Consider the following 22341-nt stretch of genomic DNA (forward strand, 5'->3'; position numbering starts at 1 on the left):
GCTCACTCCTTCACCACGATCTTGCCGAACATGTTCTGGTGGCCGAGGCCGCAGTACTGGTTGCAGATGATCCGGTACTCCCCCGCCTTCCGGAAGGTGTAGCGCACGGTGGAGACCTCCCCGGGAAGCACCTCCACGTTGATGTTCGTTCCCTCCACGTGGAAGCCGTGAATCACGTCCGGGCTCGTGATCTTGAAGACGATTTCGGCCCCCTTGGGCACCTCAATGGGATTGGGCTGGTAGCCGAAGGCGAAGGCCAGGACGTGGACGGTGTACTGGTTGGGGCCCGTCTGGACCACCGCCTGGGTGGGGTTGGCCCAAGGGCCTTCCGTGCGCACCGTGGCGGGGTTCACCCGTTCCAGCTTGCCCGCGGGGATAGCCCCTGCGGTGTGGGTGGCCAAGGTGTAGGCGATGAGGGCGATGAAGACGATAAGCATGACCAAGGAGAAGGCCAGCCAGCCCCTCTCGTAGGCCAGGACCGCTTTGTGGGCTTTGTGTTCGTCCAGCATGGCTTACCCCCTAGCGAAGAAAAGGGCATATACCCCCAGCCAGAAGACCAAGATGGTGAGGGTAAGAACCACTATTACTCCCATGGCACCGACTGGTTTTTCCTCCATACCCTGCCTCCCTAACGGCGGTGTGCCGTATACGGGGGTTAGGGTAGCAAAAACCTCGGGGAAGGGTGAAGTACATTTGTCCCTATCGCACGCACTATTTCGGGACAAATGTCCCTACAGAGCTCAACATACCAGAGGGGGGTAAATAGTCGGGGCCGGGAAGCACTCCCGGCCCCTGGCCTGGCTTGGCTTAGGCCCCGCTTCCCACCCGGGCCAGGACCAGGCGGCTCACCTCCTTTAGGGTTTCAAACACCCCTTTGCCTTCGGTGGCCACCGCCTCAAACACGGGAAAGCGCCCCTCCGGGTCCACCACCGCCCGCACCATCTCCACGGGGAGGGCGTCGGGGAGGTCGCGCTTGTTCACCTGGAGGACCACGGGGAGGTCTTCCACCTTGAGGCCGTATTCCGCCAGGTTCTCCCGCATGTTGCGCATGCTCTCGGCGTTGGCCCGAAGGCGGTTAGGGGCGGAGTCGGCCACGAAGACGATGCCGTCCACGCCCCGGAGGATGAGCTTGCGGCTTGCGTTGTAGAAGACCTGTCCGGGCACGGTGTAGAGGTGGAAACGGGTTTTAAAACCCTTGACCTCCCCCAGGTCCAAGGGCAGGAAGTCAAAGAAGAGGGTGCGCTCGTCCTCGGTGGCCAGGGAAACCATCTCCCCCTTGCGGCCTTCTGGGATCTTGCCGTAAATCCACTTGAGGTTGGTGGTCTTGCCCGAGAGGCCGGGGCCGTAGTAGACGATTTTGAAGTTGATCTCGCGGTTGGCGAAGTTGATGGTGCTCATGCTAGTTGCCGAAGAGTTCGTCCAAAAGGGCCTTGGCTTCCTCGCGGTACTGGGTGTCCAGGTTGAGCTTGGGCGGATTGGCCAGGGCTTCCGCGGCGAGCCTAGCCAGGGCTTCCGCCGCCCGCTTGCCGTAAAGCTTCACCTTGCCCAAAGGGGCGTTCTCGTCAAAGACCAGAACCAAAAGGGCGTGCTCCCCGGCCTCGTCCACGTAGAGGCCCATGCGCTCGCCCTGGTGCACCACTTCCTGGAAGCGGGCCTCGCCCAGAAGCTTGGCCAGGGCCTGGGTGGCGGCGGCGTTGCCCGCCACCAGGGTGGCCAGGGAGTCTAGGGGCGGGGGCTTAGGGGCCCAGAGGGCCTCCTTGTGGGCTAGAACGAAGCCCTTGCGGTCAATGAAGAGGGCGTAGCGGGCCCCGGTTTCCCGTAAGGTTTCCTCCAGGACGTCCATGGCCCGCTCGTAGGGGCCTCCGTAGAGGACCAGGGAAGGTTCCACCATAGTATGCTCAGTCTACCATGAGGCCTTTTTTGGAGGAGGCAAGGGCGCTTCTTGCGGAGCTGGTGGCGCTGCCCACGGTGAGCGCCGAGGGCAAGGCCTTGGCCGAGGGGGCGGAAAAGGTGGCGGCGCTCTTCAGGGACCTAGGGCTGACGGCGGAGCTAGCGGAGGGGTATGGTCCTCCGGTGGTCTACGCCGAGGGCGGGGAGGGGGGGAAGACCCTTCTTTTTTACAACCACTACGATGTCCAGCCCCCGGACCCCTTGGAACTTTGGGAAAGCGACCCCTTTACCCTGGTGGAGCGGGACGGAGCCTGGTACGGCCGGGGCACCCATGACGACAAGGGGGAGCTGGTGGCCAGGCTTATGGCGCTCAAGCTTTTCCGGGAGAAGCACGGGTTTTTGCCCCGGGTGAAGTTCGTGGTGGAGGGGGAGGAGGAGGTGGGGAGCCCCCACCTCGAGGCCTACGTGGAAGCCCACGCCCCCCGCCTCCAGGCGGACGCCATCCTCTGGGAGGCGGGCGGGGTGGACGCGAGGGGGCGGCCCTACCTCTACGCCGGGCTGAAAGGGATCGTGGCCTTGGAGCTACGGGTGCGCACCGCCCGCTATGACCTGCACTCCTCCTACGGGGCGGTGGTGGAAAACCCCATCTACCGCCTGAGCCGGGCCCTGGCCTCCCTGCGGGACGAGGAGGGGAGGGTCTTGATCCCCGGCTTCTACGCCAAGGTGCGCCCCCTCACGCCTTTAGAGCTGGAGGTCTTGGCGGAGATCCCCGACGAAAGCGAGGCGTTGAAAGAGGCCTTCGGCGTGCGGGACTTCCTGGGCGGGGCCAGGAACCTGGAGTTCAACCAGAGGCTGTACGCCGAGCCTTGCGTGAACATCAACGGCTTCCATTCGGGCTACGGGGGGCCTGGTTCCAAGACCGTGCTTCCGGCGGAGGCCTACGCCAAGCTGGACTTCCGCCTGGTGCCGGACCAAGACCCCGAGGAGATACCCTCGCTCCTAAGGGGCCACCTCGAGGCCCAAGGCTTCCACGACGTGGAGGTGGTGGTCCTGGAAAAGGGGGAGCGCCCCGCCCGCTCCGACTTATCCCACCCCTTCGTGGACCTGGCGCGGAAGGCGTTGGAGGAAGCTTTTGGGGCGAAGGCGGTCCTCTACCCCAACATGGCGGGCTCCGGCCCCATGTACCCCTTCCTCCACCACCTGAAGGCCCCGGCGGTGGGCCTGGGGGTGGGTTACCCGGGGAGCCGCGTGCATAGCCCCAACGAGCACATCCGCATCCGGGACTTTGAGCGGGGCACCCTGGCCATCCTGCGCCTGATGGAGCGCTTCTTCGGTATCCTCTAAAGGCTATGCGCCTCGTCTTTGGCGAACAGGACACCCCTTACGAGGCGGCGCGGGTGGTGGTCCTGCCCGTGCCCTACGATCTTTCCCTTTCCTTCCTCCCCGGCGCCCGCCGGGGCCCCGAGGCCATCCTCCTGGCGAGCCGGGAACTGGAGCCCTTCCTCCTGGAGCTCGGCATCGCCCCCGAGGAAGCGGGGATCCACGCCGCCGAGCCCGTGCCCTGGGTGGCGGGAAGCGCCGAGGCGAGCCACCGCCTAATCCGGGAGGCGGCTTTGGCCCACCTGAAGGCGGGGAAGTTCCTGGTGGCCCTCGGGGGGGACCATTCGGTCACCCATCCCCTGGTCGTGGCCCACCGGGAGGCCTTGGGGGAGTTGTCCCTCCTCCACATTGACGCCCACGCCGACCTCTACCCGGAGTGGCAGGGTTCTCCTTACTCCCACGCCTCCCCCTTTTACCGCCTCCTCCAGGAGGGGTTTCCCCTGGTCCAGGTGGGGATTAGGGCCATGGACCTTGACTCCTTGCGCCTGGCAAGGGAGCGGGGCGTGGCCCTTTTCCCCGCCCACCGGCTGCACAAAGAGGGGCTTCCCCTAAAGGAGATCCTGGCCGCCTTGGGGAAGCGGGTTTACATCAGCTTTGACTTTGACGCCCTGGACCCCGCGGTGATGCCCAGCGTGGGCACCCCCTTGCCCGGGGGGCTCACCTACCGCCAGGCGGTGGACCTCCTGGAGGCGGTCTTCGCCGAGAAGGAGGTGGTGGGCATGGACTTCGTGGAGCTTTCCCCTAACGGCCAGTTCCACGCCGAGATGACCGCGGCCCAGCTCGTCTACCACGCCATCGGCCTGAAGGCGCTCCAGGCCCGGTGGCTTTCCCCGGAAGGGGAGCACAGTTAGGAAGGGCGTCTTCCCGTAGCCTTGGGGCATGCGCCTCGGCCTCTTTCTCTTCCTTTTTGCCCCCGCCCTAGCCCAGGTCCTCACCCTCCCCGAGCTTCGGGCCCGGACCTACGGGGAGGGGGGCTTCCGGGTGGAGCGGGTCTTGGAGGAGGGGGCCCGCTTCACCCGGGTGCAGTTTTCCCACCTTTCCGATGGCCTTAGGGTCCACGGCTTCGCCAACCTCCCCAAGGGCCAGGGGCCCTTCCCCGTGGTGGTGGTCCTCCACGGCTACGTGGAGCCGAGCCGCTACCGCCTCCTGGCCTACACCACCCGGTACGCCGACTGGCTTGCCCAGGAGGGCTTCTTGGTCCTCCACCCCAACTACCGGGGCCACCCCCCCTCGGAGGGGGCCCCGGCCCAGGGGCTTCGCCACGCCTACGCCGTGGACGTCCTAAACCTTTTGGCCGAGGTGCGCCGGGGAGCCTTTCCCCAGGCGGATGCCTCCCGCATCGCCCTCTTCGGCCACTCCATGGGGGGCGGCATCGCCCAGGTGGTGAGCCTGGTGGACCCCAAGCTTAAGGGGGTGGTCCTCTACGGAAGCATGAGCGGGGACGAAAGGCGTAACCTGGAGAGGATCCTCCAGTGGTCCGGGGGCAGGCGGGGTGGGGAGCTTTACACCCTTTCCCCCGAGGTCCTGCGCCAGGCCTCCCCTTGGACCTACCTGGCGGAACTCTCCGTGCCCTACAGCGTTCACCATGGGCTACAGGACGCCCAGGTTCCCCCTGAGTGGTCGTGGGCGCCTTGCCGGAGGCTTAAGGCCCTGGGCAAGCCCGTGGAGTGCTTTAGCTACCCGGGGGGGCACCTCTTCCAGGGAGAGGTGGACCGCCGCTTCCGGGAGCGTGCCTTAGCCTTCTTAAGGCGGGTCCTGCGCTAGGCTTTTAGGGGTATGGCCGCCTTCTTCGCCGCTTGGGACAAGCTCCTTTTCGCCGTCGGGTTTGGCCTTTTGGTGCTGGCCGCCTTGGCCCGGGTCTTGGGGGTGCGGGGTAGCGGGGCCTTCCTCCTCCTGGGCCTTTTCGCCTGGCTCCTCGGCCTACTCCTTCGGCTAGAATAGCTTCCCGTGGCCAAGCGCGTGGTATCCGTTTCCCTGGGGTCAAGCCGCCGCGACTCCGTGGCGGAGGTGGAGCTTATCGGGGAGAAGGTGGTCTTGGAGCGGCGGGGGACCGACGGGGACCTAAAGAAGGCGGTGGCCCTCATCCGGGAGTTGGACGGCCAGGTGGACGCCATCGGCCTTGGGGGGATTGACCTCTATTTGGTGGCCGGGGGCCGGCGCTACGTCATTAAGGACGCCAAGCGCCTCAAGGAGGCGGCGCGGAAGACCCCGGTGGTGGACGGCTCTGGGCTCAAGCACACCCTGGAGCGGCGGGCGGTGGGGGAGCTCGCCCCCCTCATAGACTGGAAGAACACCAAGGTGCTTCTCCCTTCCGCCGTGGACCGCTTCGGGTTGGCGGAGGCCCTTTGGGAGGCGGGGGCCAAGGTCCTCTACGGCGACTTCATCTTCGCCTTGGGCCTGCCCATCCCCCTCTATAGCCTTTCCTTTTTGCAGAAGCTCGCTTACCTCCTCCTTCCCCTCCTCACCCAGCTACCCTTTCACCTCCTTTACCCCACGGGGGAGAAGCAGGAAGGCGGCAGGGTGGACTGGCGGAGCCGCTACTACGGTTGGGCCGATTTGGTGGCCGGGGACTGGCATTACATCCGCCGCTATATGCCTGAGGACATGCGGGGGAAGACCGTGCTCACCAACACCACCACCCTCGAGGACGTGGCCTTCCTAAGGGCGCGGGGCGTGAGGCGCCTCATCACCACCACCCCCCGCCTGAACGGCCGGAGCTTTGGCACCAACGTCATGGAGGCCCTCTTGGTGGCCTTGGCGGGGCGGGAGCTCACCGAGGCGGATTACCTTCGGTATATTGACCTCTTAGGGCTTAAGCCCCAGGTCTTGGACCTGCAGGAGGAAGCATGATCAGCGTGACCGACCTACGACCCGGAACCAAGGTGAAGATGGAGGGCGGCCTCTTTGAGTGCGTGGAATACCAGCACCAGAAGATCGGCCGCGGGGGGGCCAAGGTGGTGGCCAGGTTCAAGAACTTGGAAACCGGGGCCACCATTGAGCGCACCTTCAACTCGGGGGAGAAGTTGGAGGACATCTACGTGGAAACCCGCGAGCTCCAGTACCTCTACCCCGAAGGAGACGAGCTCGTCTTCATGGACCTGGAAACCTACGAGCAGTTCCACGTGCCCAAAGACCGGGTGGAGGCGGCCCGCTTCCTCAAGGAGGGGATGACCGTGCTGGGGGACATGTACGAGGGCCGCCCCCTCAAAATCACCCCACCCACGGTGGTGGAGCTCAAGGTGGTGGACACGCCCCCCGGGGTGCGGGGGGATACGGTTTCCGGGGGCTCCAAGCCCGCCACCCTGGAAACCGGGGCGGTGGTGCAGGTCCCCCTGTTTGTGGAGCCGGGGGAGGTTATCAAGGTGGACACCCGCACCGGCCAGTACGTGGGCCGGGCTTGAGGGAGGGGAAGGGGGGCCCGGGGACACCCGGGCCCCTCCACGTTTTGACCTGGTCTAAGCAGGCGTGGCCCTTGCCGACCATAAGGTAAGCTTTATGCCACGAGGTGCCCCTATGACGCCCAAGGAGCTCAAGCAGATCCTGCAGGCTTTGGTGGAGCACGGGGTGAGCGAGCTCACCCTGGAAACCCCCGACTACAAGCTCACCGTGCGGCGTGGGGGGGAGGTGCAGGTGGTGGCGGTGCCTGCCCCAGCCCCGGCCCAGGCCCTGGCCCCCCTACCCCAGGCGGAGGTTCCCCCACCCCCCCCGCCCCCCGCCTCCACCCCGGCGGAGGCCCCCAAGGCGCCTCCCAAGGAGGACGAGTGCGCCGGGTGCGTGGAGATCCGCGCCCCCATCGTGGGCACCTTCTACCGGGCCCCGGCCCCCGATGCCCCCCCCTACGTGAAGGAGGGGGACCGGGTGGAGAAGGGCCAGGTCCTCTGCATCATTGAGGCCATGAAGCTCATGAACGAGATTGAGTCGGAGGTTTCCGGGATCGTGAAGAAGATCCTGGTGCAAAACGGGGAGCCCGTGGAGTACGGCCAGCCCCTCTTCCTCATCCAGCCGGTATGAAAAAGGTCCTCATCGCCAACCGGGGCGAGATCGCCTTACGGATCATCCGGGCCGCCAAGGAGCTCGGCATTAAAACGGTGGTGGCCCATTCCACCGCGGACGAGAAGAGCCTGCCCGTCCTCCTGGCGGACGAGGCCATCTGCATCGGCCCACCCCCCTCGGGCCAGAGCTACCTGAACATCCCCAACCTCCTCTCCGCCGCCATCGTCACCGGGGCGGATGCCATCCACCCGGGCTACGGCTTTCTTGCGGAAAACGCCACCTTTGCCGAGATGTGCCGGGAGCATGGCATCACTTTCATCGGCCCCACCCCGGAGAACATGCGGGCCCTGGGGGACAAGGCCACGGCCCGCAAGGTGGCCCGGGAGGCGGGGGTGCCCACGGTGCCCGGCACCGACGAGGTGGGGAGCGTGGAGGAGGCCAAGCGGGCGGCCTTGGAGATCGGCTACCCCGTGATCCTGAAAGCCTCCGCCGGGGGGGGCGGCCGGGGCATGCGGGTGGTGCACACGGAGGAGGAGCTGGAGCGGGCGGTGCAGCAGGCCCAGGAGGAGGCCCGGGCCGCCTTCGGCAACCCCGCCGTCTACCTGGAGAAGTACATTGAGGAGCCCAAGCACATAGAGATCCAGGTCCTGGGGGACGGGGAGCGGGTGGTCCACCTCTGGGAGCGGGACTGCTCCATCCAGCGCCGCCACCAGAAGCTTTTGGAGGAGGCCCCGAGCATCCTTCCCTACGAGACCCGCAAGGCCATCGCCGAGGCGGCGGTGCGCCTGGCGGCCCACGTGGGCTACGTGTCCGCGGGCACCCTGGAGTTCTTGGTGGACAAGGAGGGGAACTTCTACTTCATTGAGATGAATACCCGCATCCAGGTGGAGCACCCCGTGACCGAGATGATCACGGGGATAGACCTGGTCCAAGCCCAGTTCCGTATCGCCCAGGGGGAGAAGCTTTGGCTGAAGCAGGAGGAGATAGGGGTCCGGGGCCACGCCATAGAGGTGCGGGTGAACGCCGAGGACCCGGAGAAGGGCTTCAGGCCCTCCATCGGCAAGGTGGAAACCCTTCTTTTCCCCGGGGGGCCCGGCGTCCGGGTGGACAGCCACCTCTACGCCGGCTACCAGATCCCGCCCCATTACGACAGCCTCATCGCCAAGATCATCGCCTGGGCCCCCACCCGGGAGGAGGCCATCCGCCGCATGGAGCGGGCCCTTTCCGAGACGGTGATTGAGGGCCCGGGGCTCAAGACCACCATCCCCTTCCACCAGAAGGTGATGCAAAACGCTTTCTTCCGCCGCGGGGCGGTCTACACCAACTTCGTGGCCCGGCGGATGGAGATGTAGACTGGGCGTGTGATGGTGGATTACGAGATCAGCGACCATGCCCTCGAGGCCCTGGTCCTCCACGCCTTGGAAGGCCTGGAGGGGGTGCGGCCCTGGGAAGCCGCCCCCCGCTCCTTGGGGGAGGTCTTCCGCCGCGTCAAGCCGGTGAAGGTGGAAAGGACCCCGGAGGGGCTCGTGGTGGACCTGGTCCTTTCCGTGGACTACGGCCTGGCCATCCCGGAGCTGGCCCAGTCCGTGCAAAAGGCGGTGGCCGAGGCCCTATTCCTGGCCACCGGGGAGGCGGTGAAGGCGGTGAACCTCACCGTGGCCCAGGTGGAGTACCGCAAGGAGGTCCATGCTTAGGCGGGCGCGGGAGCTGGCCATGCGCGCCCTCTTCGCCCACACCCAAGGGGGCGTGGACCTGGAGGAGGCCTTCCGCCACGCCCTGGAGGAGATGGGCGGGGAGGACGACCCGTACGGGGACGCCCTGGACGAGGAGGGGATCGCCTTTGCCAGGCGGCTCCTGGAGGGATACAAGGCCCACCAAGACGAGGTGGACCGGGTGCTTGGGGAAACGGTGGAGGGTTGGGACTTCGCCCAGATGTCCAAGACCGACCTCACCGTACTCCGCCTGGCCACCTACGAGATGCTCCACGAGCCCACCCCCTTTGCCCCCCTCATTGAGGTGGCGGTGAAGATCGCCAACCGCTACGGTGGGGAGCACTCCGGGGCCTTCGTCAATGGGGTGCTGGGCCGCCTTTACCGGCGGATCCAGGAGGGGGAGCTTAAGGCCGTGGCCAAGGAGGCTTAGGATGACCCTAGCCCGTACGCTTTCCGGCCACGAGGTGGCGGAGGCGGTCTACGCCGAACTCCGAAAGAAGCTCGCCGCCCTTTCCTTCGTTCCCTCCTTGCGGGTGATCCGGTTGGGGGAGGACCCGGCCTCGGTGTCCTACGTGCGGCTCAAGGACAAGCGGGCCCGGGAGCTTGGGTTTAAGAGCCAGGTGGAGGTCTACCCCGAGGACTTCCCGGAGGAGGCCCTTCTTTCCCGCATCGCCGAGCTCAACGCCGACGAGGAGGTGGACGGGATCCTGGTGCAGCTTCCCCTTCCTCCCCACATCCGCGCGGAGCGGGTCCTCGAGGCCATCCACCCCCTGAAGGACGTGGACGGCTTCCACCCGGTGAACGTGGGGCGGCTTTGGAGCGGGGGGGAAGGGCTTTTCCCCTGCACCCCCTTAGGCATCCTCCGTCTCCTCCAGCACCATGGGGTGCCGCTACGGGGCAAGGAGGTGGTGGTCCTGGGCCGCTCCAACATCGTGGGGAAGCCCTTGGCCGGGCTTCTTCTGCGGGAGGACGCCACGGTCACCGTGGCCCACTCCAAGACGGAGGGCCTCCCCGAGGTGACGCGCCGGGCGGAGGTCCTGGTGGTGGCCGTGGGTCGGCCCCACCTGGTGCGCAAGGAGTGGGTCCGCCCCGGCGCCATCGTGGTGGACGTGGGGGTGAACCGGGTGGAGGGGAGGCTCCTTGGGGACGTCCACCCCGAGGTGGCGGAGGTGGCCTCCGCCCTGACGCCCGTCCCCGGGGGCGTGGGTCCCATGACCGTGGCCATGCTCATGGCCAACACCTTGAAGGCGGCCCTCCTGAGGCGGCATGGAGCTTCTTCATAACCAGGTATTCTGGACCGCCATCCTGGCCAACTTCCTGGCCCAGACCCTGAAGCTTTTCCTCTACTACCTCCTGGAGGGCCGCTTCCAGTGGGAGCGCTTTTTGGAAACCGGGGGGATGCCGAGCTCCCACTCCGCCACGGTGAGCGCCTTGGCGGTGGCCGTGGGCCTGGAGGAGGGGTTTGGCAGCTCCCTTTTCGCCGTGGCCGCCGTCTTCGCCCTCATCGTCATGTACGACGCCACCGGCATTCGCCGCGCCGCTGGGCTTCACGCCCAACTCCTCAACCAGCTCGTCCAGGAGCTCCAGAAGGTCCTGGAAAAAGACCCCGCCCCCGAGCCCTTGAAGGAGCTTCTTGGCCACACCTACCTCGAGGTCCTGGTGGGGGCCCTCCTGGGGGCCTTGGTGGCCTTCCTCAGCTATCACCTCTTCCCGGCGGCGTAAAAGGCCAGGGTTTGGCCTAGCAGAAAGACGAGAAGGCCCAAAACCGGGGCCAGAAAGAAGACGAAAAGGCTCAGGAAGAGGACCAGAACCAGGGGCAAGAGGGGCTTTCGGAAGCGGTGGAAGACGAAGAGGTTCAAAAGCCCGAAGAGGAGCAGAACCGCCAAGGCTACGGTTTCCACGGGGCTCCATTGTACGCTCTTGCCATGGGCGGGGAATGGGGTAAACTTTTACCGAGTATAAGGAGGGAGCTTCCATGTTGACCCTAGCGGAAAAAATCCTCTTCCTCCTGGTGGCGGCGGTAAGCCTTTACCACGCCTACACCGGCTTCCGCCGGGTGTACCTGGCCATCCGGCGAGGGCGGCCCGAGGACCGGTTTGACCGCCTGCCGGAACGCTTTGGAAGGGCCATCTGGGCCGTCCTCACCCAAGAGACCGTCTTCAAGCGAAGGCCCCTCGTTTCCCTCCTCCACGCCTTCGTCTTCTACGGCTTCGTCTACTATCTCCTGGTGAACCTGGTGGACCTTTTGGAGGGCTACTTTCCCCTCCACGCCCGAGGCGGCCTCTGGAACCCCTACAACCTCCTCGCCGACCTCCTCACCGCCCTCATCCTGGTGGGCATCCTGGGCCTCATGCTCCGGCGCTACGTGGTGGCCCCCAAGGACTTCACCTGGAACCCCAATGTTCCCCTGCACGAGAAGGTGCGCCAGGGCATCCCCAAGGACTCCGCCATCGTGGGGGCCTTCATCACCTTCCACGTGGGAAGCCGCCTCCTCTCCAAGGCGGCGAGCCTCGCCCAGGAAGGCCCCGACCCCTTCCAGCCCGTGGCCAGCGCCCTGGGCCAGGCCTTGGCGGGGCTTTCCCCATCCCAGTTGACCTTCCTGGAACACTTCTTCTGGTGGGGCGCCTTGGGCTCCATCCTCCTCTTCCTCCCTTACTTCCCCCGCTCCAAGCACATCCACCTCCTCATGGCCCCCATCAACCTGGCCTTCCGCAAGGAGAGGCCGGGGGCGCTTCTGCCCTTGGACTTTGAGAAGGAGGAGGAGAAGTTCGGAGCGGAAAAGCTGGAAGACCTTTCCTGGAAGCGCCTTCTGGACGCCTACGCCTGCATCATGTGCAACCGCTGCCAGGAGGCCTGCCCCGCCTACACCACGGGCAAGGCCTTAAGCCCCGCCGCCATCCTCATCTCCGAGCGCTACGAGCTCAACGAGATCCTAAAGGACTTCGCCGCGGGCAAGGAAAGCCCCAGGCCCCTCATGGACTTCGCCCTGAACGAGGAAGCCCTTTGGGCCTGCACCACCTGCATGGCCTGCGTGGAGGTCTGCCCCGTGGGCAACGAGCAGATGCTCCACATCCTGGACGTGCGCCGGGCCAAGGTGCTCATGGAAGGAGCCTTCCCCCAGGAGCTCAACAACGCCTTCCGGGGCATGGAGCGCTCGGGCAACCCCTGGGGCATCGGCCAGGACAAGCGCCTGGACTGGGCCGAGGGGCTTAGCGTGCCCACGGTGGAGGAAAAGCCGAACCCCGAGGTCCTCTACTGGGTGGGGTGCGCCCCCAGCTACGACCCGAGGGCGCAGAAGATCGCCCGGAGCATGGTGGAGATCCTCCACGCCAGCGGGGTGGACTGGGCGGTCTTGGGCCGGAAGGAAAAGTGCACGGGGGATGCGGCGAGGCGGGCGGGGAACGAGTACCTCTTCTTCCAGCTGGCCACGGAGAACGTGGAAACCCTGAACCAGGTGGCTCCCAAGACCATTGTCACCACCTGCCCCCACTGCTTCCACACCCTTAAGAACGAGTACCCGGACTTCGGCGGAAACTACCGGGTGGTCCACCACTCGGAGTTCATCGCCGAGCTTTTACGCTCGGGGAGGCTTCGGGTGAACGAGGAGACCCGCAAGGTGGTCTTCCACGATCCCTGCTACCTGGGCCGCCACAACGGGGTCTACGAGGCCCCCCGGGAGGTGCTCAAGGGGGTGGGCCTGGCCGTGGCTGAGCCGCCGAGGAGCCGGGAGCGGAGCTTCTGCTGCGGGGCGGGCGGGGCCCAGTTCTGGAAGGAGGAGGAGCCCGGGGCCATGCGGGTTTCCGAGAACCGCTACCAGGAACTCAGGGCCACGGGGGCCGAGGTCATCGCCACGGGTTGCCCCTTCTGCATGGCCATGATGAGCGTGGAAACCGCCCAGGACGCAAACGCCCCCGAGGTGCTGGACATCGCCGAGCTGGTGGCCAAGGCCCTCAAGGCCTGAGGTAGACGGCGAAGGCCCGGTAGCCCTCCCGCCACCCCTCCCCGTAGGCCCTTAGGGCGAGGCCAGGGGGAGGGGTTAGGAGTTCGTAAGGGCCCCAGTAGAAGGGGCTACCCTCCTTGCCCCGGCGCCTCGCCTCCTCCTGGGTGAAGCCCTCCACCAGGAGGAGCCCCCCGGGGCGGAGGAGGGGGGCGAGGGAGCGGAGGAGGGGCCGGTTCACGTAATAGGCGAGGACGATGCCGGCGAAGGGGCCTTGGGGGAGGGTGGGGTTGGCCTCGAGGTCTCCTTCCACCAGGGTGAGGCCCGGGGTGCCCTTTAGGCGCCCTAGGGCCACCCGGCTTTTCTCCACCAGGACCACGGGGTGGCCCCTCCCGAGGAAATACCGGGCGTTCCGCGCCAGGCCCCCCGCCAGGTCCAAGATTGGGCCTTCCGGCACAAAGGGCCCATAGGCCCGGACCACGAAGGCGGGGGGGCGGTCCTGTGCTTCTTGGTAGAAGGCGTCCCAGTCCCTAGGCACGGCGGCGGAAGGCGAGGAAGCTTCCCACGAGGAGGATAAGGAAGGTGCCGCTCCAGAAGAGGACCTTGGGAAGTTCCAGGGCGAGCTCGGGGCGGTGGAGGAGGTGGGCCAGGGTGGCTTCGCCCTCCAGGAGAAGCTTTACCCCCGCCCAGCCCACCAGGGCGTAGGCCACCTTTTCCAGCCCGGGGAACCGCTCCATGAGGGCTACCACGCTGCTGGCCAAAAGGCGGATGAAGAGGATGCCCAAGGCCACGCCCAAAAACACCAGGACAAGCTCCTTGGAGAAGGCCACCACCGCCAGGATGGAGTCCACGGCGAAGGCCAAGTCCACCAGGTTGATGAGGAGGACCACCCGCCAAAACTCCCGGGCGGCGGCCTCGGGGAGGGGCTTGGCCTCCCCGTGGTCCCGGAAGTGTTGATGCATGAGGTGGAGGAGGTAAAGCCCCCCCAGGATCTCCACCCACCAGAGCTGGATGAGGTAGACGGCGAAGAGGAGGGCGAGGCCCCGAAGGACGTAGGCCCCGAGGATCCCATAAAAAAGGGCCCGCCGCCTTAGGTGGGGCGGGAGGGGCTTCACCATCACCGCAAGGACCAAGGCGTTGTCCCCGGAAAGGAGCGCCTCCAAGGCGGCCACGGAGAGGAGGACGAGGAGGGCCTCGAGGCTCATCCTTCCCCCAGCAGGTAGCGAAGCCCAGGGGCCAGGGCCTGCTTCCAGGTGACCCAGTTGTGCCCCGAGGGGCGCTCGCGGTAGGCGTGGGGCGCTTTCCGGTCGGCCAGGAGGGCGGCGAAGCGGCGGTTGGGCCCAAGGAGCCACTCCAATAGCCCCACCTCCAGGTAGATGCGGGGCAGGCGTTCCGCCTCGGCGAAGCGGGCGGGAAGCCACTCCTCGTCCCGGTAGGCGTCCATCCCCCCGGGGTGGGCCTTGAGGGCGGGGGAGAGGGCGAGGACCTTGGGGAAGCGCCCTGGGTGGCGCCAGGCCTGCCACAGGGAGAAAAGCCCCCCCAAGGAGGCCCCCACCAGGACCACCTCCCCCAGGGGGCCATAGGTCCTTTCCACCTCGGCCAAGATGGCGTGGAACTCCTCCTCGTAGGCCTCGGAGAAGCGGTATTCCCGGCTCCGGTCTATGGGCTCCACAAAGACCAGGCGCACCGGGGGAATCTCCGCCCGCTCCAGGAGGGCCTGGGCCACCTTGTGGAGCCCGGCGGTGCGGTAGAAGGCCACCCCGTCCTGGGCCACCACCGTGGCCTTGGGGGAGGGCCCGGTTTCGGCCACGTAGTAGCGCCTTTCCTCCATGCGGTGCCGGGCCACCCGGGGCTCTGCTTGGGGCTCGGGGGGTGCCTCGTAGCGAAAGCCGGGAAGCCGTATGGCCCGGGGGTAGGTCCACCAGGGGTTTTCCGCCCGCTCGGGGTTGTCGGGGTCGGGGAAGGGCTTCCCTTCCTGGTCCAAGAAGGCGTACTCCACATAGGCCCCTTCCGGGAACTCCAGGGTGAGGGGGCCCTCCAGGGGGATGGGGTTTCGCTCCCAGTCGGTGAAGTCTCCGATGAGGGCCTTGGCCCCTTCGGGAGGGTAGAAGGTGACGTGCCTTTGGCCTACCCGTACCACGGCTATACTCTAACCATGAAGGTGGGCATTGTGGGTTCCGGCATGGTGGGGAGCGCCGCCGCCTACGCCGTGGCCCTGCTCGGGGTGGCGCGGGAGGTGGTCCTGGTGGACCTGGACGAGGCCTTGGCCCGGGCTCATGCGGAGGACATCCTCCACGCCACGCCCTTCGCCCACCCGGTCTGGGTGCGCCCAGGGGATTACGCCGCCTTGGCGGGGGCCAAGGTGGTGATCCTCGCGGCGGGGGTGGCGCAGCGGCCTGGGGAGACGCGGCTCCAGCTCCTGGATCGGAACGCCCAGGTCTTTGCCCAGATCGTGCCCAAGGTGGTGCGCGCTGCCCCCGAGGCCATCCTTCTCGTGGCCACCAACCCCGTGGACGTGATGACCCAGGTGGCCTACCGCCTCTCCGGCCTGCCCCCAGGCCGGGTGGTGGGTTCGGGGACCATCCTGGACACGGCCCGCTTTCGGGCGCTTCTGGCGGAGCACCTCAAGGTGGCCCCCCAGTCCATCCATGCCTACGTGGTGGGGGAGCACGGGGACTCGGAGGTTTTGGTCTGGTCCAGCGCCCAGGTGGGTGGGGTTCCCCTCGAGGCCTTCGCCCAGGCCCGGGGCTGCCCCCTCACAGAGGAGGTGCGCCGGGCGGTGGACGAGGGGGTGCGCCACGCCGCCTACCGCATCATCGCCGGCAAGGGGGCTACCTACTACGGCATCGGGGCGGGGCTTGCCCGTCTGGTGCGGGCCATCCTCACGGACGAGAAGGGGGTTTACACCGTGGCCACCTTCACCGCAGAGGTGGAGGGGGTTTTGGAGGTGAGCCTCTCCCTGCCCCGCATCCTGGGGGCGGAGGGGGTGGAGGAAACCCTTTACCCGCCCTTAGACCCCGAGGAGCGGGAGGCTTTGCGGCGAAGCGCAGGGCTTCTGAAAGAAGCGGCTTTCGCCCTGGGGTTCTGACGTAAAGTTCAGATTTTCTCCAGATCGGGGTAGAGGAGGAGGAGCTCCTCCTCGGTGAGGGCTTCTTCTTCACGCTCCGGAGTCCAGGAGAGGTAGAAGGCGAGGAGGGTGAAGGGGCTTGACCCCGCCAAGTCCAAAAGGGCCTCCTTCACCCCCACCCGGCCCAAGGGGCGCTTGGGGGTGAGGGGCCTGCGGTCCGCCAGGAGAAGGCTCACCACCAGGTAGCGCCCCCCGGGCTCGGGCCTCGCCCGGTAGGCCTCCGCCACCCGCCTCTTCCCCTCAAAGTGGCGGAAGGTTTCCTCATACTTGCTCCGCTCCTCCAGCATCCAGGCGTCAAAGCGGGCCAAGGCCTCTTCCTCGGAGGCGTTTTCCACCTCGTAGCGGGCGAAGCGCCAAGCGGGCTCCTCCCTTAAGAGGAGCAAGGCGGCCTCGTCCAGGAGGTCGGCAAGCCCCTTGGCCGTGGTGGTGTCCGCCTCCTCGGCCAGGCGCCTGAGGGCCCTTTGCACCTCGGGCCGCTGCAAAAGGGCGAGGCGCAGGCGGGCGGCGCTGGCCCCCTGGCCTTCCCCCGCCCGCCTAAGCCCCCGCACCATGAGGAAGGCCACCAAGGCGAGGCCGAGGAAGACCGCCACCGGTACCAGGCCCAGGCTGCCCCCGCCCCCGGGGTAGACCACCACCGGGCCGGGGTAGGTGGGCACCGGCACCGGGTAGCTGGGGGCGGGTCCGGGGGCCATGGGCGGGGGGCTTGGGCTGTAGGGCCGCCCCCCCACCCCGCCCCCGCTCTTCTGGCCCAAGGCCAGGCCCAACAGGAGGACGAGGACCCAAAGCCGCGCCACCGCCCTAGCATAAGCGCTTGTGCCTCGGGACCCTTTGCACTAAATGGGAGTTCGCAGTAAACTTGACATAGGTAGGCTTAGACTATGGACGAAACGAGCCAAAGGAGGGAAACCATGCTGCCAGAAACCTTGCCCGTCTGCCCCGTGCGGGGGTCGGTCATCTACCCCACCATGGTCATGCCCATTGACGCGGGCCGGCCCATCTCCATCCGGGCCATTGACGAGGCCTTGGCCCGGGAGCGGGTGCTTCTCATCGTGAGCCAAAAGGACAAGGAGGTGGAGGCCCCCAAGCCCTCCGACCTCTACGAGGTGGGCACCGCCTGCAACATCCTGAAAATGCGCAAGAACCCGGACGGCTCCGTCCAGGTCCTGGTGCAGGCCTTCGCCCGGGTGCGGGTGACGGAGTGGCTGGACCTGGGGGACCACCTCGAGGCCAAGGGGGTGGTCCTGGCGGACGAGCCCGGCGACCCCACCTTGGTCAAGGCCCTGGTGCGGGAGGTGAAGGACAAGTTCCAGGCCCTCCTCAAGGAGGGGCGGTACCTGCCCCCGGAGGTGGTCCAGTTCATCCTCAACCTGGAGGACCCTTCCCAGCTCGCCGACTACATCGCCTTCCACATGGACTTCCGCCTGGAGGACAAGCAGAAGGTCCTGGAAACGGCGGAGGTGGCGGAGCGGCTCAAGCGGGTCCTGGTCTTCTTGCAGGCGGAGCTGGACCTCATCGAGACGCAAAAGCGCATCCAGCAGCAGGTCAAGGAGGAGATTGACCGCAACCAGCGGGAGTACTTCCTCCGGGAGCAGATGAAGGCCATCCAGCGGGAGCTCCACGGGGAGGAAGGGGAAGAGGAGGTGGAGGAGTTTCGCAGGAAGGTGGAGGAGCTCAACCTGCCCCCGGTGGTGCGCCAGGAGGTGGAGCGGGAGCTCAACCGCTTCGCCCGCATGCACCCCGACTCCGCCGAGGCCAGCGTCATCCGCACCTACCTGGACTGGATCGTCAACCTCCCCTGGAACAAGCGCACGGAGGACAACCTGGACCTCAAGCGGGCCAAGGAGATCCTGGAGCGGGACCACTACGGCTTGGAGAAGGTCAAGGACCGGGTCCTGGAGTTCTTGGCGGTGCGCAAGCTGAAGGCGGAACGGGCTAAAAGGGGCGAGATTCCCGAGGAGGAGGTGAACAAGGGGCCCATCCTCCTCTTCGTGGGGCCGCCCGGGGTGGGGAAGACCTCCATCGCCAAGAGCATCGCCGAGGCCCTGGGCCGCAAGTACGTGCGCATCTCTTTGGGCGGCGTGCGGGACGAGTCGGACATAAGGGGCCACCGCCGCACCTACATCGGGGCCATGCCCGGCCGGATCATCCAGGGCCTGCGGCAGGCGGGCACCAAGAACCCCGTCTTCCTCCTGGACGAGGTGGATAAGCTTGGCATCTCCTACCAAGGGGACCCGGCGGCGGCCCTCCTGGAGGTCTTGGACCCCGCCCAGAACAAGGAGTTCGTGGACCACTACCTGGGGGTACCCTTTGACCTCAGCGAGGTGATGTTCATCTGCACCGCCAACTTCCCCCAGAACATCCCCGCCCCCCTTTGGGACCGCATGGAGGCCATTGAGTTCACCAGCTACATTGAGCAGGAAAAGCTGGAGATCGCCAAGCGCTACCTCCTGCCCCGGCAGCTTCGGGAAACGGGCCTGGCCGAAGGGCAGGTGGTGGTGACGGAGGCCGCCCTCATGCGCCTCATCACCCACTACACCCGCGAGGCCGGGGTGAGGCAGCTGGAGCGGGAGATCGGGGCCCTTTTGCGCAAGGCGGCCCGGCAGATCCTGGAGGAGGCCAAGAAGCGGGTGCGCATCACGGAAAAGGACCTGGAGAAGTACCTGGGCCCGCCCCGCTTCCTTCCCGAAACCGAGGCCCGGGAGCCGCAGGTGGGCGTGGCCACGGGCATGTACTACACCCCCGTGGGCGGGGACATCATGTTCGTGGAGGTGTCCGTCATGCCCGGCAAGGGCAACCTGATCCTCACCGGGCAGCTGGGGGACGTGATGAAGGAGTCGGCCCGGGCGGCGCTCTCCTACGCCAAGAAGAACGCCCTCCGCTTCGGCATCCCCTTGGAGCGCTTTGAGAAATCGGACATCCACATCCACGTGCCCGCCGGGGCCATTCCCAAGGAGGGGCCCTCCGCCGGGGTGGCCATCGTGAGCGCCTTGGTTTCCGCCCTCACGGAGGTGCCCGTGCGCCACGATATCGCCATGACCGGGGAGATCACCCTCACCGGGCGGGTCCTGCCCATCGGCGGGGTGAAGGAGAAGGTCCTGGGGGCCCGGCGGGCCGGGATCCGCGAGGTGATCCTGCCCAAGCCCAACCAGGCGGACCTCTCGGACATCCCCGCCCCCTTGCGCCAGAACATGACCTTCCACTTCGCGGAGCACCTGGACCAAGTCCTGGACCTGGCTCTGGTGGGGGGCTTGAAGGCCCTCGAGGCCCGCGCCCAAAAGACGAGGGCTAAAGGGCGCAAGAAGGAGCTCGTGGCCCACGCTTAAGGGCCCAGCGCCCTGGAGGGATTAGCTCCCCAGGGCCTTTTCGTACACCTCCAGGTACTGCCGGGTGATGCGCTCAGGGTGAAAGCGCTCCTGGGCGTACTCCCGCGCCCTTCGCCGCATCTTGGGGAGCTCGGGGTGGGCCAAAAGCTCCAGGATGGCCGCGGCGAAGCCCTCCAGGTCCCCGAGCTCCACCAGCCTTCCCACCTCTGGCCGGACGAGCTCCGGCACCCCGCCCACCGCCGTGGCCACCACGGGCACCCCACAGGCCAGGGCCTCGAGGGCCGCCTGCCCGAAGGACTCCTCCTCCGAGGCTAGGAGGAAAAGGTCCGCCGCCCCCAGGACCTCCTCGGGGTGGGGCGTGGGGGGGTGGAAGGTGATCCAGGGCTCCACCCCGAGCTCCCGCGCCACCCGCCTGGCCTCCGCCTCCTCGGGGCCCTTTCCCAAAAGAAGGAGGTGCGCCTTGACCTTGGGGCGCACCTTGGCGAAGGCCCGCACGATGTCCGGCACCCGCTTGATGGGCCGGAAGTTGGAGGCGTGCACCAAAAGCCACTCCCCCTCCTCGGTGTAGAGCCCCTTACGTTCCGGGCGCGGGTAAAAGCGCTCGGGATCCACGGCGTTGTGGATCACCGTGGGCTTTACCCCAAAAGCCCTCTCCGCCTCCTTCGCCAAGGCCAGGCTCACCGCCGTGGTGGCCTGGGCCGCCTGCAAGGCCCGCCTCGTGGGCCCGTGGAAGGCGGGGTCCATGCCCAAAACGGAAACATCCGTGCCGTGGAGGGTGTGCACCAGGGGAAAGCCCTCGCCCAAGCCCAGATAGCTAGCGGCGGCGTGGGGGATGGCGTAGTGGGTGTGGACGAGGTCCAGCCCGAGCCGCTTGGCCTCCCGCTCCAAGGTCCCCGCCAGGGACAGGGTGTAAAGGGGCCCGGGGAAGACGGGGTAAAAGGGCAGGTCCACGGGGATGAAGGCCACGGGGCTATCCTTGGGCAGGCGGAAGGGGCGCTCCGTGGCGAAGAGGTAAACCTGGTGGCCCATCCGGGCAAGGCGGTGGGCGAGCTCCGTGGCCACGATGCCGCTTCCCCCCAGGCCCGGGTAAGCCACTACACCAAGCCTTAGGGGCCTCACCCGGGGCACCCTCCCCTTCGTTCCCTTGGCCTAATCCTCGAGGCCATGCCCCAAGTCTAGCGCAGGGCCCGCGCGCCCAAGGCTAAGAAGAGAAGGTTCGCCCCCCAGGCCCCAAGCTCCGGAGGTAAAGCCCCAATCCCCGCCAAAGAGCGCCCGAGGAAGAAGGTCCCGTAGTAGGCGAGGGCCAACACCACGCTCATCCCCAAGGCGAGCCCCGTGCTCCTCCCATAGCGCAGGGCCATGGCCGCCGCCAGGAGGACCAGGACCAGGTTGGCGAGGGGCAGGGCCAGCTTGGAGTGGAACTCCAGCCGGGCGCGCCAGCGCTCCAGGGGGGCCAGGAAGGGATCCCGCGCCTTCTTCCAGGCCTCGGAGAGGCTATCCTGGCCGAAGCTAAAGGTGTCGGCGTAGTCGGCGATGGCGCGGGACCGGGAGAGGTCCGACTCCACCTCCAAAAGGGGCCCTTGGCTCACCACCTTGAAGACGCGGCGCACCTGGCCGAGGAGGTTCTCAGCCCCTTCCAGGCCCGGCACCTCCTTAAAGTCCACCCGGTAGTAGCGATAACCCTCCAGGGTGATGACCTTGCCCTCCCACCGGCCACGCTCAGCGAAGAGGAAGGTGCCCTCTTCCCCCTGGAAGGCGCTAATCCTCACCTGGAGCATTTCCTTGGTCCGCCAGTCAAAGCCCTCAAAGTAAAGGCTCTTGCCCTTGCCGATGGGGATCTGGAGCCCCACGAGCCGGTGGAGCCCTGCCCCTTGGGTGTGGATCTCGTCCCACCAGGCCACCCGCACCCGCTCGTTGTAGTGGGGCACCAGGTACTCCTGGAGGTAAAGGGCCGCCCCCGAGAGCGCTCCTCCCACGACCAGGAGGGGTAGGGCGGCCCGGTGGAGGGGGATGCCCCCCGAAAGGAGGGCGAACTGGGCTCCCTCCGCCGAAAGCCGGCCGAAGACCAGGACCGTGGTCACCACGGTGGCGATGGGGAAGACCTGGACCAAGACCCCGGGCACGTGGTAGGAAAGCCAGCGGAAGACCTTCAGTAGGGGCACCCCTTCCAACCACCGGGCCCCGGCATAGAAGAAGCCAAAGAGGTACACGGCGGTGAGGAAAAGGAGGGCCAGGAAGAGGACGGGGAGGCTTTCCCTCAGGACGTAGCGGTAAAGGGTCATGGGAGGCGGCTGGCGTAGGCGACAAGGCGCAAGGCTCCCTCGGGTACCCTGGTGGAGGCCAGGACCTTACCGCTCTGGAAGCGGAGGTGGAGCCTAGCGGAAGCCCCTTGTCCCCGGAGGGTGGCTTTACCCTCTTGGTAGGTGAAGCTTCCCAAGGCCAGGGCTTCCCGCCCTTTGAGGTCCACCACTAGGGTTTCCGCCTGGAGCCTGGGGCTGTCCGCCTGGACCTTGCCCTTTAGGACCACCACCTCCTCGGCGAAGAGGGCAAGGGCCCTTTCCGCCCGTAGCCCCTTGAAGTCGGCGTTGGCCCGGGCTTCCCCGATGGGGATTTCCAGGTTCCAAAGGCCCAGGCTGGCCTCCCCCACCAGTTCCCCGGTGGCCACGTCAAACCGGGCCTCCCCCATGGAGAGGCGCACGTCCTCCCCGCAGGGGCACGGGGTGGCCAAAAACCCCTTTAGGAGGGCTTCCCTTTGGTTGAAGCGGGCCTCTTCCGCTTTCAAGCGGTAGGCGGGGGATTCCAGATAGACCCCTTGGCCCAAGGGGGGCGCTCCAGGAGGACGCTTTCCGCCTCGGCCCGTAGCCTTCCTTGGGCGAGCCGCACACCTTTTAGGGTCGTGTAAGGATTTATGTGTAAGGGTCCGTGCTATGTACACGTCAAAACCTCCATAGGGCATAACCCCAAGGGACTTCCGCGCCT

General features: G+C 66.9%; 27 protein-coding genes. 15 read left to right on the forward strand and 12 right to left on the reverse strand.

The window, feature by feature from the left end; all coding sequences use genetic code 11:
* Positions 1-2: 2 nt before the first annotated feature.
* The 4 genes from L0D17_RS09170 to mglB form a co-directional block, all read right to left on the reverse strand.
* Positions 3-509 carry a cupredoxin domain-containing protein gene (locus L0D17_RS09170; RefSeq protein WP_039459141.1) on the reverse strand — a complete coding sequence of 169 codons (507 nt, stop codon included), beginning with the start codon at positions 507-509 and terminating at the stop codon, positions 3-5.
* Positions 510-512: 3 nt separating this feature from the next.
* The gene (locus tag L0D17_RS09175; protein WP_039459144.1) at positions 513-617 is read right to left on the reverse strand and encodes a cytochrome c oxidase subunit 2A; all 105 of its coding nucleotides are present in this window, start codon (positions 615-617) and stop codon (positions 513-515) included.
* Between the two features lie 190 nt (positions 618-807).
* Entirely contained in the window at positions 808-1398 is a 591-nt protein-coding gene (gene mglA, locus L0D17_RS09180) for a GTPase MglA (RefSeq protein WP_039459146.1), read from the reverse strand.
* A 1-nt stretch (position 1399) separates the two neighbouring features.
* Positions 1400-1891, reverse strand: coding sequence for a GTPase-activating protein MglB (gene mglB, locus L0D17_RS09185; RefSeq protein ID WP_039459149.1), 492 nt, complete (start codon positions 1889-1891; stop codon positions 1400-1402).
* A 17-nt stretch (positions 1892-1908) separates the two neighbouring features.
* Between mglB and L0D17_RS09190 the strand changes: the two genes are divergently transcribed.
* The 12 genes from L0D17_RS09190 (at position 1909) to L0D17_RS09245 (ending at position 10697) form a co-directional block, all read left to right on the forward strand.
* Positions 1909-3234 (forward strand): M20/M25/M40 family metallo-hydrolase, encoded by a 1326-nt coding sequence (locus L0D17_RS09190; RefSeq protein WP_039459153.1) that lies wholly within the window; start codon positions 1909-1911, stop codon positions 3232-3234.
* 5 nt (positions 3235-3239) lie between these two features.
* Entirely contained in the window at positions 3240-4121 is an 882-nt protein-coding gene (gene speB, locus L0D17_RS09195) for an agmatinase (protein ID WP_039459155.1), read from the forward strand.
* 28 nt (positions 4122-4149) lie between these two features.
* Positions 4150-5034, forward strand: coding sequence for an alpha/beta hydrolase family protein (locus tag L0D17_RS09200; RefSeq protein ID WP_243094872.1), 885 nt, complete (start codon positions 4150-4152; stop codon positions 5032-5034).
* A 12-nt stretch (positions 5035-5046) separates the two neighbouring features.
* Entirely contained in the window at positions 5047-5211 is a 165-nt protein-coding gene (locus tag L0D17_RS09205) for a hypothetical protein (RefSeq protein ID WP_200883392.1), read from the forward strand.
* A gap of 6 nt (positions 5212-5217) precedes the next feature.
* The gene (locus L0D17_RS09210; RefSeq protein ID WP_243094873.1) at positions 5218-6120 is read left to right on the forward strand and encodes a quinate 5-dehydrogenase; all 903 of its coding nucleotides are present in this window, start codon (positions 5218-5220) and stop codon (positions 6118-6120) included.
* On the forward strand, positions 6117-6671 hold the full coding sequence (gene efp / locus L0D17_RS09215) for an elongation factor P (protein ID WP_039459166.1): 555 nt from the start codon (positions 6117-6119) through the stop codon (positions 6669-6671). Before L0D17_RS09210 ends, efp begins: the two co-directional genes overlap by 4 nt.
* A 112-nt stretch (positions 6672-6783) precedes the next feature.
* Positions 6784-7281, forward strand: a complete 498-nt coding sequence (gene accB, locus L0D17_RS09220) for an acetyl-CoA carboxylase biotin carboxyl carrier protein (protein WP_243094874.1) — start codon at positions 6784-6786, stop codon at positions 7279-7281.
* On the forward strand, positions 7278-8615 hold the full coding sequence (gene accC, locus L0D17_RS09225) for an acetyl-CoA carboxylase biotin carboxylase subunit (RefSeq protein WP_039459169.1): 1338 nt from the start codon (positions 7278-7280) through the stop codon (positions 8613-8615). The genes accB and accC overlap by 4 nt, the downstream gene beginning before the upstream one ends.
* 12 nt (positions 8616-8627) lie before the next feature.
* The gene (locus tag L0D17_RS09230; RefSeq protein WP_039459172.1) at positions 8628-8957 is read left to right on the forward strand and encodes an Asp23/Gls24 family envelope stress response protein; all 330 of its coding nucleotides are present in this window, start codon (positions 8628-8630) and stop codon (positions 8955-8957) included.
* Complete coding sequence (gene nusB / locus L0D17_RS09235) at positions 8950-9405, forward strand: transcription antitermination factor NusB (RefSeq protein ID WP_243094875.1); 456 nt, start codon at positions 8950-8952, stop codon at positions 9403-9405. The genes L0D17_RS09230 and nusB overlap by 8 nt, the downstream gene beginning before the upstream one ends.
* 1 nt (position 9406) lies before the next feature.
* A complete protein-coding gene (locus L0D17_RS09240) occupies positions 9407-10258 on the forward strand; it encodes a bifunctional 5,10-methylenetetrahydrofolate dehydrogenase/5,10-methenyltetrahydrofolate cyclohydrolase (RefSeq protein ID WP_243094876.1) in 852 nt (283 codons plus the stop codon).
* A complete protein-coding gene (locus tag L0D17_RS09245) occupies positions 10242-10697 on the forward strand; it encodes a divergent PAP2 family protein (RefSeq protein ID WP_243094877.1) in 456 nt (151 codons plus the stop codon). The genes L0D17_RS09240 and L0D17_RS09245 overlap by 17 nt, the downstream gene beginning before the upstream one ends.
* Here L0D17_RS09245 and L0D17_RS09250 read toward each other — a convergent pair.
* Positions 10676-10876 (reverse strand): hypothetical protein, encoded by a 201-nt coding sequence (locus L0D17_RS09250; RefSeq protein WP_039459178.1) that lies wholly within the window; start codon positions 10874-10876, stop codon positions 10676-10678. The genes L0D17_RS09245 and L0D17_RS09250 overlap by 22 nt on opposite strands.
* A gap of 74 nt (positions 10877-10950) precedes the next feature.
* Here L0D17_RS09250 and L0D17_RS09255 point away from each other — a divergent pair, with 74 nt between their 5' ends.
* The gene (locus tag L0D17_RS09255; protein ID WP_243094878.1) at positions 10951-12936 is read left to right on the forward strand and encodes a (Fe-S)-binding protein; all 1986 of its coding nucleotides are present in this window, start codon (positions 10951-10953) and stop codon (positions 12934-12936) included.
* Here the strand turns inward: L0D17_RS09255 and L0D17_RS09260 are convergent.
* From L0D17_RS09260 to L0D17_RS09270, 3 genes are read right to left on the reverse strand one after another with little or no spacing between them, the layout of a single operon-like run.
* Entirely contained in the window at positions 12926-13450 is a 525-nt protein-coding gene (locus L0D17_RS09260; protein ID WP_243094879.1) for a class I SAM-dependent methyltransferase, read from the reverse strand. The two genes, L0D17_RS09255 and L0D17_RS09260, sit on opposite strands and share 11 nt — an antisense overlap.
* Positions 13443-14117 (reverse strand): TerC family protein, encoded by a 675-nt coding sequence (locus tag L0D17_RS09265; protein ID WP_243094880.1) that lies wholly within the window; start codon positions 14115-14117, stop codon positions 13443-13445. Before L0D17_RS09265 ends, L0D17_RS09260 begins: the two co-directional genes overlap by 8 nt.
* The gene (locus tag L0D17_RS09270; RefSeq protein ID WP_243094881.1) at positions 14114-15052 is read right to left on the reverse strand and encodes an alpha/beta hydrolase; all 939 of its coding nucleotides are present in this window, start codon (positions 15050-15052) and stop codon (positions 14114-14116) included. The genes L0D17_RS09265 and L0D17_RS09270 overlap by 4 nt, the downstream gene beginning before the upstream one ends.
* 15 nt (positions 15053-15067) lie before the next feature.
* Between L0D17_RS09270 and L0D17_RS09275 the strand changes: the two genes are divergently transcribed.
* The gene (locus tag L0D17_RS09275; protein ID WP_243094882.1) at positions 15068-16000 is read left to right on the forward strand and encodes an L-lactate dehydrogenase; all 933 of its coding nucleotides are present in this window, start codon (positions 15068-15070) and stop codon (positions 15998-16000) included.
* Between the two features lie 8 nt (positions 16001-16008).
* Here L0D17_RS09275 and L0D17_RS09280 read toward each other — a convergent pair whose 3' ends face one another.
* Positions 16009-16833 carry a DUF1517 domain-containing protein gene (locus L0D17_RS09280; protein ID WP_243094883.1) on the reverse strand — a complete coding sequence of 275 codons (825 nt, stop codon included), beginning with the start codon at positions 16831-16833 and terminating at the stop codon, positions 16009-16011.
* A 114-nt stretch (positions 16834-16947) separates the two neighbouring features.
* Here L0D17_RS09280 and lon point away from each other — a divergent pair, with 114 nt between their 5' ends.
* Positions 16948-19362 carry an endopeptidase La gene (lon, locus tag L0D17_RS09285; protein WP_243094884.1) on the forward strand — a complete coding sequence of 805 codons (2415 nt, stop codon included), beginning with the start codon at positions 16948-16950 and terminating at the stop codon, positions 19360-19362.
* 21 nt (positions 19363-19383) lie between these two features.
* On the opposite strand, the gene bshA is transcribed toward lon, so the two are convergent.
* The 3 genes from bshA to L0D17_RS09300 are packed head-to-tail and all read right to left on the reverse strand — an operon-like array spanning position 19384 to position 22183.
* Entirely contained in the window at positions 19384-20481 is a 1098-nt protein-coding gene (gene bshA / locus L0D17_RS09290) for an N-acetyl-alpha-D-glucosaminyl L-malate synthase BshA (protein WP_243094889.1), read from the reverse strand.
* Positions 20482-20537: 56 nt separating this feature from the next.
* Positions 20538-21644: an LptF/LptG family permease gene (locus tag L0D17_RS09295; RefSeq protein ID WP_243094885.1), complete on the reverse strand. Its 1107-nt coding sequence runs from the start codon at positions 21642-21644 to the stop codon at positions 20538-20540.
* Positions 21641-22183: a hypothetical protein gene (locus L0D17_RS09300; protein WP_243094886.1), complete on the reverse strand. Its 543-nt coding sequence runs from the start codon at positions 22181-22183 to the stop codon at positions 21641-21643. Before L0D17_RS09300 ends, L0D17_RS09295 begins: the two co-directional genes overlap by 4 nt.
* Between the last annotated feature and the right edge of the window lie 158 nt (positions 22184-22341).

Origin of the sequence: Thermus thalpophilus, from assembly GCF_022760915.1 — a bacterium.
GTDB lineage: Bacteria > Deinococcota > Deinococci > Deinococcales > Thermaceae > Thermus > Thermus thalpophilus.